This window comes from Undibacterium sp. JH2W, assembly GCF_049340425.1.
In the GTDB taxonomy this organism is placed as follows: Bacteria; Pseudomonadota; Gammaproteobacteria; order Burkholderiales; family Burkholderiaceae_D; genus Undibacterium.
This window is the reverse complement of record NZ_JBMPOT010000032.1, coordinates 22,128-34,091: the sequence shown is the minus strand read 5'-3', so window position 1 is coordinate 34,091 and position 11,964 is coordinate 22,128. Positions and strand designations below refer to the sequence as shown.

9 protein-coding genes and 7 tRNA genes are annotated in these 11,964 nt (G+C 54.6%); 9 read left to right on the top strand and 7 right to left on the bottom strand.

Features of this window, described 5'->3' with window-relative positions:
* Nucleotides 1-433: 433 nt before the first annotated feature.
* The 5 genes from ACO0LC_RS28035 to ACO0LC_RS28015 form a co-directional block, all read right to left on the bottom strand.
* Entirely contained in the window at nucleotides 434-1,747 is a 1,314-nt protein-coding gene (locus ACO0LC_RS28035; protein WP_423009354.1) for a M20/M25/M40 family metallo-hydrolase, read from the bottom strand.
* A 189-nt stretch (nucleotides 1,748-1,936) separates the two neighbouring features.
* On the bottom strand, nucleotides 1,937-2,842 hold the full coding sequence (locus ACO0LC_RS28030) for a DMT family transporter (RefSeq protein ID WP_423009352.1): 906 nt from the start codon (nucleotides 2,840-2,842) through the stop codon (nucleotides 1,937-1,939).
* Between the two features lie 99 nt (nucleotides 2,843-2,941).
* Complete coding sequence (locus ACO0LC_RS28025; RefSeq protein WP_423009350.1) at nucleotides 2,942-3,745, bottom strand: helix-turn-helix domain-containing protein; 804 nt, start codon at nucleotides 3,743-3,745, stop codon at nucleotides 2,942-2,944.
* Between the two features lie 233 nt (nucleotides 3,746-3,978).
* The gene (locus tag ACO0LC_RS28020) at nucleotides 3,979-4,830 is read right to left on the bottom strand and encodes a lipase family protein (protein WP_423009348.1); all 852 of its coding nucleotides are present in this window, start codon (nucleotides 4,828-4,830) and stop codon (nucleotides 3,979-3,981) included.
* Nucleotides 4,831-4,975: 145 nt separating this feature from the next.
* Complete coding sequence (locus tag ACO0LC_RS28015; protein ID WP_423009346.1) at nucleotides 4,976-5,791, bottom strand: DUF6597 domain-containing transcriptional factor; 816 nt, start codon at nucleotides 5,789-5,791, stop codon at nucleotides 4,976-4,978.
* A 138-nt stretch (nucleotides 5,792-5,929) separates the two neighbouring features.
* Here ACO0LC_RS28015 and ACO0LC_RS28010 point away from each other — a divergent pair, with 138 nt between their 5' ends.
* On the top strand, nucleotides 5,930-6,445 hold the full coding sequence (locus ACO0LC_RS28010) for a DUF3224 domain-containing protein (RefSeq protein ID WP_423009344.1): 516 nt from the start codon (nucleotides 5,930-5,932) through the stop codon (nucleotides 6,443-6,445).
* A 195-nt stretch (nucleotides 6,446-6,640) separates the two neighbouring features.
* On the opposite strand, the gene ACO0LC_RS28005 is transcribed toward ACO0LC_RS28010, so the two are convergent.
* Nucleotides 6,641-7,621, bottom strand: coding sequence for an alpha/beta hydrolase family esterase (locus ACO0LC_RS28005; protein ID WP_423009342.1), 981 nt, complete (start codon nucleotides 7,619-7,621; stop codon nucleotides 6,641-6,643).
* Between the two features lie 435 nt (nucleotides 7,622-8,056).
* The gene (locus ACO0LC_RS28000) at nucleotides 8,057-9,652 is read right to left on the bottom strand and encodes a D-arabinono-1,4-lactone oxidase (RefSeq protein WP_423009340.1); all 1,596 of its coding nucleotides are present in this window, start codon (nucleotides 9,650-9,652) and stop codon (nucleotides 8,057-8,059) included.
* Nucleotides 9,653-10,130: 478 nt separating this feature from the next.
* Here ACO0LC_RS28000 and ACO0LC_RS27995 point away from each other — a divergent pair, with 478 nt between their 5' ends.
* The 8 genes from ACO0LC_RS27995 to ACO0LC_RS27960 all read left to right on the top strand — a co-directional run bounded on the left by ACO0LC_RS27995 (nucleotide 10,131) and on the right by ACO0LC_RS27960 (nucleotide 11,901).
* Nucleotides 10,131-10,379, top strand: coding sequence for a hypothetical protein (locus ACO0LC_RS27995; protein WP_423009338.1), 249 nt, complete (start codon nucleotides 10,131-10,133; stop codon nucleotides 10,377-10,379).
* 115 nt (nucleotides 10,380-10,494) lie between these two features.
* A tRNA-Pro gene (locus tag ACO0LC_RS27990) sits at nucleotides 10,495-10,571 on the top strand.
* Nucleotides 10,572-10,756: 185 nt separating this feature from the next.
* A tRNA-His gene (locus ACO0LC_RS27985) sits at nucleotides 10,757-10,831 on the top strand.
* A 152-nt stretch (nucleotides 10,832-10,983) separates the two neighbouring features.
* Nucleotides 10,984-11,067: transfer RNA gene (locus ACO0LC_RS27980), tRNA-Leu, on the top strand.
* A gap of 7 nt (nucleotides 11,068-11,074) precedes the next feature.
* A tRNA-Gln gene (locus ACO0LC_RS27975) sits at nucleotides 11,075-11,150 on the top strand.
* A 476-nt stretch (nucleotides 11,151-11,626) separates the two neighbouring features.
* A tRNA-His gene (locus ACO0LC_RS27970) sits at nucleotides 11,627-11,701 on the top strand.
* A gap of 25 nt (nucleotides 11,702-11,726) precedes the next feature.
* A tRNA-Leu gene (locus ACO0LC_RS27965) sits at nucleotides 11,727-11,810 on the top strand.
* A 4-nt stretch (nucleotides 11,811-11,814) separates the two neighbouring features.
* Nucleotides 11,815-11,901 (top strand) — tRNA-Ser (locus ACO0LC_RS27960).
* The last annotated feature ends 63 nt before the right edge of the window (nucleotides 11,902-11,964 follow it).

Below are 11,964 nucleotides of genomic sequence, written 5' to 3'. Positions count from 1 at the left end.
GAGAGTTCTAATCGAGTCTGTCAGCTAAAACTGCAGATGCGCAGCGTTGTCCCTCCACCCCGACGCTTTCTAGTTTCCCAGAAATCGTCACTTATAACCATACAAGCGCAGCGTAATCGTACGCATGCGATGCCTCAAATTACAAGTCGTCTCAAGCAATCCACTTGTCCGCCTGTCCCATTGCGATGTGAGCGTGATACATGCCGGATTCTGTCTCATCGCACGGCCAGGGATAGTCAAGCAGCATGGAGGCTTGCCGCTGACCATGCGTACGATTACGCTTGCGCTAATCGTACCTACGGCCTTACTTGCCCACCATCCTCAATAAATCAAGAGCAATCATCAACAAAATCAAAAAAACTATAGATCACCGCGTATTTACGCCATTTTCCTGGTTCTGATTGATATTTGCCGTGCATGGCAACGCAGCCCTTCACCTTGTCAACCTATACAAATAAATCGCCGTCCTGATCGTCGCTTTCTGTATCGAAGAAATATCCAGGTCTTCATCCGGTGAGTGCGCACCTCTGCCGGTAGCGCCCAGGCCATCCAGGCTGTCTACATACGGTGCGACGAATTGTATGTCGCCAGCTCCACGTTCACCCGGCGGGAAAGCCTTGATCTCGCCCAGGCCAGCGTCAAGGCTGGCTTTGGAATACAGGTCCCGCAGGGCGTCGTTGCCAGGCGTGGGTGACATGGGCGGATAGTTTTCTGAGAAGCGGATCGTGGCGCTGGTGCCGGGCAAGCTCTTGCTGACGATGTCTTTCATGCGCTCTCTGGCGCGCTGGCCCTGCTCTGCGCTGAGGTAGCGCAAATCGCCATGCACCTCGGCGCTGGGGGCGATGACATTGGTCTTGCCGAATGCCGTGCCCTTACCGGTCTGGCTGTCGTAGCTTATCTCGGTGCCGCCTATGATATTGCCGGGGTTGAAGGTCAGGTCAGGCTCTATCAATTGTTCGCGAAAGCTATTCAGTATGCGCACTGTTTCATAAATCGCGCCGTAACCATTGTGGCCAAATACCGCGGCAGAATGCCCTTGTCTGGCTTTCACCTCCAACACAAAACCGCCAGAGGCACGGCGGCCCACGGTGCCTGTGGCATTGCCCTGGCCGTCGAGTGCCGTGCCCTCAAAGGCCAGCGCCACATCGCTGCGTTTGGCTGCATTGACAAGGTCGGCGCGGGACGTGGCGGTGGGGTGGCCAGCGCTTTCTTCATCACCGCTAAAGATGACTTGTATGCGGGTATTGTCAAGTGCACCCACGGCATGCAGGGCGCGCAGGGCCTCTATCATGATGACGTCGCCACCCTTCATGTCATTGACACCCTGGCCGCGCACGCGATTGCCTTTCCTGTCCCACAATTGCACGGGACTGTCTTTTTCAAAGACGGTATCGAGATGGCCTATCATCAGCACGCGCTTACCCTGCTTGCCCTCACGCTCGGCCAGCAAATGTCCGGCCCGGTTCATGGCAGCGGGCATCTCAGACCAGTTGGTCTTGAAACCCAGGCTCTCAAGTTCATTGCTGAATAACTTGCCGACTTCGCGCACACCTGCATGATTGAGCGTACCACTATTGATGTTGACGCTGCGCTCCAGTAATTGCAAGGCAGCCTCAGAACGCGCCTGCACGGCGGCGACGATTTGTTGTTCGGTTGGCGACAGGCTTTGCGCCTGGGCTGTGGCAGCAAGCAGACTATTGGACAGGGCGAGAGCGATGCAAAGTGAGAGCGTTTTTTTGATGAGCATGGCAGGTTCCTGCAAGACAGGATGGTCAGTTGAGAGTAGCCTGTTAATGTACACGGTTTTTGTGCGGACGTGCTGGCATAGCAGAGGTATCCCAGTTTGATTTTGGCATATGCAGGGTGCGTTATAACGCACCGTTTTTACACACACAGTTTTTGGTGCGCAATAACCTACCCTACGCACCCTACGAATTCAGGAAATTTTTTCCTTCGCATTATCTGCGCCACGCTTGCCCAACACCGCCATCCCGCCTATAGCCAGCAATACGCATGCGATGCCGATGAGCTGGCTGCTGCTGACTAATTCGCCCAGCACCAGCACTGCCAGCATCACAGCCGATACCGGTGCCAGCGCGGTGAAGAGGGCGGCTTCGCTGCCGCTGACTTTGGCTGCACCAGCATACCATAGCAAGAAACCGGCGACGGTAGGCAGCAGCGCATAATAGACGGTGGCCCAGATGGCATGGCTATCGATGGTCAGCGTCCAGGGCATTTCTAGCAGGGCAGGGATGAGCGATAAAGCCAGGCCCAGGCCAGTCATGATGGTGGAAAGGGCCAGCGGTGCGATGGCAGTCTTCAGGCGTTTATTGAGCAAAATGAACAAGGCTTCGCAAATAATCGCTGCAAAGATCAGGGCGTTGCCTGTGAGTGAATGCTGGTCGCCACCACCTGCCTTGGCTGCTATCGACAACACCCCGGCCCCCGCCAGCAATACCGCCAGCAGCAGGCTGGCTTGCGGCCTTTCTCTCAGCACGACGATGGCAATCGCAGCCGAGACTATGGGCAGGCTGCCGATGATGACAGCGGCATCGGCAGCGGATGTCATCTGCATGCCTGTGATGAGCAGACTGGTGTAGCCGACGCTGCCAGCACCTGCCTGCAGGATCAACAAGACCCAGTCACGTCTATCTAAGCGGGGGAGCCGTGTGCCAGTGACGCGCATCAAGAATAAAAAGCAGGGCAAGGCAATTGCAAAGCGCAGCGCCGTGGCGGTGAATACCGGCAAGCCATCACCTATCATCTTACTGGCTACCACCGTGCTGCCGACCAGTATCATCGCCAGCGCCAAATACATATATCCCAATAACCTGTCTGACATCTTTTGCCCCATTCATCTTAAAAAGCATGAGCGTGACAGTGAGTTGTGGGTGCGTCTTGAATAAAATTGCAGTGGAGATTTAAGCAGGGAAGTAGAGCATCAGCGCTGCACATAAGCGCCGGGCGAGAGACCAAAATTGCGGATGAATAGCCGCGTCATATGGCTTTGATCGGCAAAGCCGCATTCGCCAGCCACTTGCACCAGTGGCATGCCAGCAGCAATGAGGCGGCGCGCCTGTTGCAAGCGGCGTTGCAGGATATAGGCATGCGGTGTCATGCCCGTGCTCTTGGCAAAGGCGCGCAAAAGTTGGAAGCGACTCAGGCCTTGTTGCTGCGCCAGGGTTTGCAGGCTCAGTTCGGCGGTAGGATCATCATCAATCAGGCTGCGCGCATGCTGTATTGCTGGCGGTGCTGCTTCCGGCTGGCTGTCAGGCTCTTGCATGAGACGGGAGAAGAGCAAGAGCATTTGCTCTTCTCCCGACATCGTTGCAGCCTGTGGTGATGTCACGGTAGCAAACAAGTGCCGTACCGCCTGGCTGATACGGGTATTGCGTATCACCGGCAGGCTGAATTCTGCCTGCCTGCTGTTACCCTCGCTGATGTCATCCATCAATGTGGCGATCAGCGCCGGTTCCAGGTACAGCATTTGCCAGCTGCGGCCAGCATCGCTCAGTGGTGTGCCATCATGGATCTCGCCAGGGTTGACAGTAATCGTATCACCCGCCACGGCCTCGACCACACCACGGCCACTGAGCGACTTTTGTGCGCCTTGCAAGACCACACCGATACCAAACTGCGCATGCATATGCCGCCCAAAGCTATGCCGGGATTGCGCCTGCACCGCTTCCACGCCGGGTAGCTGGCAGGCGATCATGGTGAATTGTTTTTGCGGGCTGGCGGGCATGGTGGATGAAATCGGGAGTTTGCTTAGGATAGCATTTTTTGAGATGGCGATGACGTAGGTTGGTATAGAACGTAGGTTGGGCTACGCCTCATCAGCCCAACACTGGGCCTCAACAAACGTATACCTTATCCAACCGCCCAGTGTTGGGCTGGTAAACCGTAGCCCAACCTACAATATTAGCCCAACCTACGCAACTTTCCCAACCTACGACGCTGCCCAACCTGCAACATCCCTCACAAGCCCAGCACCGCCTGCACATAATTCACAGGCGCATGATCAGCCAGAGAACGAAAGCCGACATTCTCGCTGCGCCAGGCATATTCAAACAGGTATTCAGCCTTGGCGATGGTCTGGTCTTGCAACATATCAAGGCTGTTGGCGGCGGCGATCAGGGCGCCATGGCGGTCCAGATAATGCATGCCGTGCAGGTGCTCATAATATTCTGATTCTGGCGGCAGGATTGTGACGATGTCAGCGCAGTTGACATAGCGGTCTACCACGCGGTTCTTGAACATGGCTGCAAAGACCGCATCGCCCACCCGTGGTGAGCCAAAAGTCACCAGGCGGCTGTCTGGTAACAAGGCTGCTGCCAGTGTCGCCACCGCTGCCCCCAGGCTATGCCCCGTGATATATACCCGGCTGGCCTGACTCTGCTCCAGCCATGCATGCAATTGCCCGGCGATGCTGTCATAGGCCCGCAAGAAACCATCATGCACCAGGCCATCACCCTGCCAGGCCACAGGCCAGAACAAACCATCGATGAGGATGTCGGTAGGGTCGTCTGGCTGGGTACCGCGAAAGGCGACATAGGCAGTACCCCCTTTGCTGACCGCAAAACCCTGGGTGCCGGTACGCTTGATGAGATCGGTGCGGGTATCAAGTAGCAGGGCCGGTTCAGTAAATAGCGCCTGTGTGAGTATATTCTTGAAGTGGCTCAGCACCTGGCCACCTTCTTCATAATGCCAATAAGCCAGCCGCGCCAGCTCGGCACAAATCGCATGCGTGGTCCAGGGTAAGTCTGTCCCCAGCAGCGCAGGCTGGGATTCAGGATGAAACAGTGCAGTCTTGCTGGGATCGTATTGCATGCAACCTCCTGAATAGTGGGGAGCGGTGGTTATTTCAAGATAGTATGTTATTAATTATTTTGCAAATAGATGATTCACCATGGCGATGATTAAAACATAACCCTGGCAGAAAATTGCAATACAGTTGCAGCGGTATTACATTCGCCTACAAGCCCAGACTCTTCTCATACTCCCCCGGCGTCATCCCCACCAGCTGTTTGAAGTCACGCACGAAATGGGTCTGGTCGAAGTAGCCCAGCTCTTGCGCCAGGTCGACCCAACTGGTGGTTTTGCCTGCCTGCACCTGGGCGATGGCTTCATGCAGGCGGTAGCGTTGTATCACCCACTTAGGGCCTATGCCCACGTATTTCTGGAACAGTCTTTGCAGGCTGCGTTTATCCAGGCCAGCGATGGCCATGACATCTTCCACCGCGATGATATCGCGATCTTGCTCTATCCTTGCCAGCCAGTCACTGATGTGGCTGACTTGTGCATCGGGCGGTGGCAGGTGACGCAGCAAGAAAGTTTCTGCGATAGCACACATGGCCGTGACATCGTCTGTCGCCAGGATGTCTGCGCAAAATGCAGCGCCATCGGCCCCAAAGCAGGCAGCCACGTCTATCGAGCTATTGCCCAGTTGCGCCACTGCCTGCCGGTAGAAAGGATAAAACCCGCCAGGCCGGAACTTGATGCCAAATACCCTGTCCTTGCCCTGCAAGGTCCGCATGAAGCGCCCGCTATGCACGCCATAGATGCGGGCCTGGCCGTGTTCTACCACCAGGTGCAGATTGGGATGAGGCAGGGTGGCTTGTTCTTGCGCAGGCAGGCCGCGCAAATCCCAGGCCACATACCAGTAATGCGCCACCAGGCCAGCCAGTGCAGGCGAGGGTAGTTGGCGGTGATGCTGGAATTCACCTTCGCTAAAGGCCGGGCGCAAGACGCCACGGGCCGGGCCTGCATCTTTTAGGGTTGCCTGACTCATGCCTGCACCTGTCTGGTGACTTGTCGCGTTTTTACTATCATCTGTAAGCTGGCTCTGGTTTAATCTTGTTCATCTTATTTTGTAACTTATTTATGTTGTCGCTCAAGCAGAGCGGCGAATTTTAACGATGGAGTCATCATGAAAACAATTTTATCCGGCATGCTGCTCGTTGCCAGCAGCTTGAGCCTGTACACTACGACTAGCCTGGCACAAGGACAAACAAGCAGCACTATCCCAGCCACCATTGTAAAGGAGCAGCGCATGCAACACATTTCCGGCAAATTTGATGTCAAGCTCAACCCGCAAGCAGCCGCCCCCGGCATAGAAGCCGCCAGGCTGGGCCGCATGACCATAGACAAGCAATTCCATGGCGACCTGCAAGCCCACAGCCTGGGTGAAATGCTGTCCGCCATGGGCGAGATCAAGGGCTCGGCAGGCTATGTCGCCATAGAAAGAGTGAGCGGCACTTTAATGGGCAAGAAAGGCAGCTTTGTTCTCATGCACACCGGCACCATGAACCGTGGCCAGCCACAATTGACGATACAGGTCGTGCCAGATTCAGGCACAGAAGAATTGACTGGTCTCAGCGGCACCATGGGCATAGACATCAAAGACAAGCAGCATTTTTATAATTTTGATTTTGTCTTGCCCTGAGTTTGTTTTCAGCGGCAGGGTCTTCCAGCACAGTAGGGTGCGTTATAACGCACCATGTACACACCCATAAGATACCGGTTATGCGGTTTTCGCAATAATGCAGTTTGTAGGAGCGGCTTCAGCCGCGAATGCTTGATATACCATAGTTTATTCAATGAAAAACCGGTGCGTTATAACGCACCCTACTGGCTGCTTTCAAGGCTTCAAACCCGCCCGTTTATCCTTGAAAAATATCCATGCCTCTTCGGCGATTTCCAGGTCGGCGTTTTGTGCGCCGACGATGCTGCTATACATCCAGCCTGCGCGTTTGCTGATGCTGGGTTCGATATGGCCACCGCCGTCTATCTGCAAGAATTCGACTTGCAGTTTGCCTGGGTCTTCACCCCACAGCAGGCGTTTGGCGCTGGTCGTGTCGGCGGGGTCGCGGTGCGGGAAGGTATAGCTCGCTGCTGTGTCCGGCAATTGCGCCAGCTTGCGCCAGTGCTCGACGCTGGCTTCTGCACTCAGTACGCTGCCGCGTGAGCGCAATAGAGCAAAGCTGATGTCACCACCAGCATAGGGCATGACCGGGTCCTTGGTGCCTGCCACCATCATGACTGACAGCGGCGTCTCTGCTGGCGGGCATGAACTCGAGGCGGCCATGCCTGCACCTACGGTGGCCACAGCTGCCAGCCTGGGGGCGATTTCGCTGGCCAGGCGTAAAGTCATCAAGCCACCATTTGACATGCCCATGACATACACCCTGGCCGGGTCAACATTGTATTCGGCGATGGCTTTGTCGATGAGGCTGTTGATGAGCGCGCTGTCATCTGTCCTGGGGCTGGTGGGTGCATCGCGGCGGCAATCATTCCAGCCTTGTTTGCCATCGCTGCCCTTGCTGCCATCAGGAGCCATGATGACCAGATGTTCGCGGTCGGCAATCGACAACCACGAAGACAAGGGCGAGGCCAGCCGTTCTTGTCCGAACAGGTGGGTGGCAGTACCGCCATGGCCGTGCAGCAAGATCAGCAGGGGATGTTTGCCCGGCGCGGCTTGTTGTGCCTGCGCCAGCAGATAATGCCGCTGGCCCTCGGGCCTGTCCATATAGGCCGAGCTGACTGTGGCGGCTTGCACTGATTGTGCAGAAAACACCGGCAGGCAGCAGGCAGTGAGCGTCAGCAAAATGCGTTTCAACATGGGGGCCCTTTGGTGTGGTCAAGACTTGCAAGCGCAGTTTTATACCTTGTCATGCGCGGTCGACATTGCGTGCTGACATGATAAAGCAGCTGGCTGTAGTAAACCAAATAAAAAAGCGCTCCTGAAACGATGAAGCGCGTTATTGAATCAACGGGTATTTATTCCGGGTAGTAGGGTGCGTTATAACGCACCATGCAGGCACAAGCAGCAGTCGGTTATTCACCATGATGCAGTATGTAGGAGTGGCTTCAGCCGCGAATGGTTGACATCGCGTAGTTGATGCAATGAAAAATCGGTGCGTAATAACGTACCCTACGCACCCTGCAGGTCTGCACCGCGCTCACCGTCTTGTACATATAAAAACGGTGCGCACGGCGCAACATACGAGCTTGCCCGGCCATTCGCGGCTCAAGCCGCTCCTACAGGGCAATGCGCTTACCCCAGCAATCTCGCCACATAGGGATTAACAAACATCCCCTTGGGGTCGCGGCTCTGGCGATAGTCGTCAAAGGCTTGCACCCGTTCCGGCCGGCGGCTGCGCAAGTGGCTCAGGAAAGCCGGATTGAAAGGTGGTGTTGCAGCGCCAGGGCCGGTGGCTGGGTCATAAAAACCATACATCTTGCCATTGTGTGGCCAGCCGCCCAGGGCCACCCATTCGCTTTCGACTTCGGCAAAAAAACTCAGCATCTTGGCTGGGTAATCAAGGCCGGTCTTGCTGGCATTGACGGCGACAAAGGCGATCAGGTCAAGGTTGACGAAATGGGCATTGGCCTTACTGGTATAAGTGCCAGCCATGGCCGTATCACCACCCTTGATGAAGCGAAATTCCATCGGTGCTGCGATGTGGAAGTTGCTGGTTTTATTCACCTTGTCGCTGACGGATTTCAAGACTGTCCAGATCTTGCTCAGGCTGGCGGGTGTGAGATCGGGCAACTCTATGAAGTAAGACATGAAGATGACCCTGGCGGCATCCCCCAGCCACAAGTCAGAATTGTTTTTACCCGCTGCCCTGACTTCACTCTTGATGACCGAGATGGCGGTCGAGGTGATGACAGACGCCGCCGCCGTGCCGACGATGGGGGCATCGAAACTCTGGGCATACAGGGCGGCATCTTCGGCAATGTTTTCCCCAAAGGGCAGATAGGGCGCACCAAACTCTTGTCTTTGCGCCAGCTGGCAGGCGTCTGCCGCGGGCTGGGGCACGGGGGCTGCGCCTGAACCTGCCTCTACATCCCACCAGGCCGTGGTGAAATTGCTGGTGCCAGTCAGGGCATAGGGGTTGAAGAAAATCTCCAGCCTGGTTTTCGAGGCCAGCAAGCTGGCCATGCCATTGCTGAAGTCATGGGTGTTTTCCCATACGCTGTCGGTGATGCCGGATGTCAGGCTATTGGCATAAGGGCGTGGCAATACCTTGATAGTGACAGCAGTGACCACACCCAATGTCCCCAGAGACACACGGGCAAATTGCAGCGGTGACCACAGGCCGACCCTGGGTGTGCTGGCATCGATGGTCGTCACTACGCCATCCGGCCCCATGATGACAAAGGCGCTTACGGTCTCAGCAAAAATCGGTGCCTGCACAGTGGCACCATGCACATCCACCGCAGTCATGCCACCAAGGCTGAAAAAACCACCAGCGGTGACGGTTTCCAGCATCAATTTATTTTGCGTTAAAAATGCATCGAGCTCATCTTCGCGCACGCCAGTGTTGACGGTGACACTGCTGCCATCGCTGCCGAGTTGCATGCGCTGGTCACCCTCATTGCCCAAGTCAGCATAGCAAGATAAGTCAACGATAAAGAATTTGCTGGTTGGTGTTTCACTGCTGGCCACCAGCGGGGTTTGTGAATGACGCTGGCCAGACACACGCACTTGCTTGTTTTGTGCAGCGGCATTGCTGATAATGGCTTGCAACTCCGCCCGGTTACGTGGCGTGTAGTAATAATTGTCGCCCTGGTAATGCAGATTCTGGCTCCAGTTTTGCCATGCAGGCGAGCTGGGTTTGCTTATGGCTTGGGTGCTTTGTGACATGGGTTTCTCCTTGGGGGCAAGTGAAAAAGGCTAGCTTGATGAGGTGGGGTTTGCCTGTATCTTTGACCCCAGACGGCGTGGGAATATGCAGCAGTTTGTGGCGCATTATATACATTAAGGACTTACTTTAGCCGCAAGCTGGGCCTGGCTTTGGTGCTGCACGACAGCTCAATCTTGCTCACAAGTCCTGCTCAATATTGCTTTACCGGAAGCAGGCCCTGTTCATAAAGCAGTCATCATTAGATGTAAATAAGTCTAGCATAAAATTTAATAAAAACTGATATTTCTACAGGCTGCTGCTTATCTCCTGCCGCGTAATCGTTTTCAAAAATAATCCCCTGTTGCAAAAATATATCAATAAATTGAATAAATTCGTCATGCCATGCTTGTTTTATTTAAAAAGCTGTGGCAAGATAGCTCCATCGAATACAGCAACACCCAGATTTACTACCAACACTTAAAAAGAACAGGACATATTGTGAAAGCCACGCTACTCCAACAACTGAACCAGAACTTGCGCATCATTGCGCAGGCAATGGCACAGGCTGGTGCAGCGTTCCTGAACGCAGATCTGCTCCCGTCCTCACCCTTAGACCTGGCCACTGCTGAGCTGCCCTTGCAGCCAGCACAAGCCAGCTCGCAATTCAGCCTGCCCCTGCATCATCTGGGCGCATGCTGGCAATTTAACATCCGGGGGGAAACCCCACAAGTCAAAGGCACCAGTTAAAGGTGCACGACACTTGTAGCAAAAAGCCCGGATGCGATCACAGCACCGGGCTTTTTGGTTTTTGCAGGACAGAATTTTTAAAGCCTGTTTGTTTTAAGCAGACAGCAAGATTAATCGGAGTGTGGCGCAGTCTGGTAGCGCTACTGCCCTGGGAGCAGAAGGTCCGAGGTTCGAATCCTCGCACTCCGACCAGTTAGAACGTTGCATCGTTCTGTAGGGCGCGCCGTTGATACGGCGTGCTCTACACCCTGGATTTGACTTTTGTAGGGTGCGTTATAACGCGCCAATTTGCCCCGGTCGCGGTGCGTTACAACGCACCCTACAGACTGGAAGCAAGTAAAAACAGATAAAGAAATAAAGAAGCAGCCTGCTTTGGGGTGACCATGATTTAACGGTGAAAATCGCGGATTGTGATTCCGCTTATCCCGGTTCGATTCCGGGTGGTCACCCCAAAGCAGGTTGAAGTGAAGAATAAAAGCACGTGTGGTGGAGTGGAATACACGTTGTTTTTAGTTTTGTAGGGTGCGTTATAACGCACCAAATCGCCCGAGACAAGGTGCAACAGAAGCGGGCTGAATGCCCAAATTGAAAGTGATCGATAAATGCACGTGTGGTGGAATGGTATACACGCTGGTCTTAGAAACCAGTGCCGCAAGGATTGGGGGTTCAAGTCCCTCTACGTGCACCAGTATTACAGGGGATTAGCCAAGCGGTGACGGCATCTGGTTTTGAACCAGACATTCCAAGGTTCGAATCCTTGATCCCCTGCCAGTTAGAGAAGTGAAAGTTTAATCGGAGTGTGGCGCAGCCAGTGGACTGTAACAGTGGAATCGAGAGTGAAGGACATGTGCCCGGTGTATCAGGGCAAGGCGCAAAGCGCAGAGATAGCGGGGCTATCGCGAGCATTTGCAACGCAGCCATGATCGCCGCGCACATGGCAGGCACTCCGAATTTCACTGTTGCAGTTCACTATAGCGCAACTGCTTTGGGAGCAGAAGGTCCGAGGTTCGAATCCTCGCACTCCGACCAGTTTGAACGTTGCATCGTTCTGTAGGGCGCGCCGTTGATACGGCGTGCTCTACACCCTGGATTTGACGATGTGACGGTTTTGTAGGGTGCGTTATAACGCACCAATTTGCCCCGGTCGCGGTGCGTTGCAACGCACCCTACAGAATGAATTTGACGATGCGGCCAATAGGTAAAGACAGATAAAGAAATAAAGAAATAAAGAAACAGCCTGCTTTGGGGTGACCATGATTTAACGGTGAAAATCGCGGATTGTGATTCCGCTTATCCCGGTTCGATTCCGGGTGGTCACCCCAAAGCAGGTTGAAGTGAAGAATCAATGCGCGTGTGGTGGAATGGTATACACGCTGGTTTCAAAAACCAGTTTCGTCAGATATGAGGGTTCGAGTCCCTCCATGCGCACCAGTTTGGAAACGTGGCAGAGCGGCCATTGCAGCTGTCTGGAAGACAGTAGGGCTGAAAGGTCCCGTGAGTTCGAGTCTCACCGTTTCCGCCAGCTTTGTAGGGTGTTATAAGGCACCAATTTTCCCCGGTTCCGGTGCGTTATAACGCACCCTAC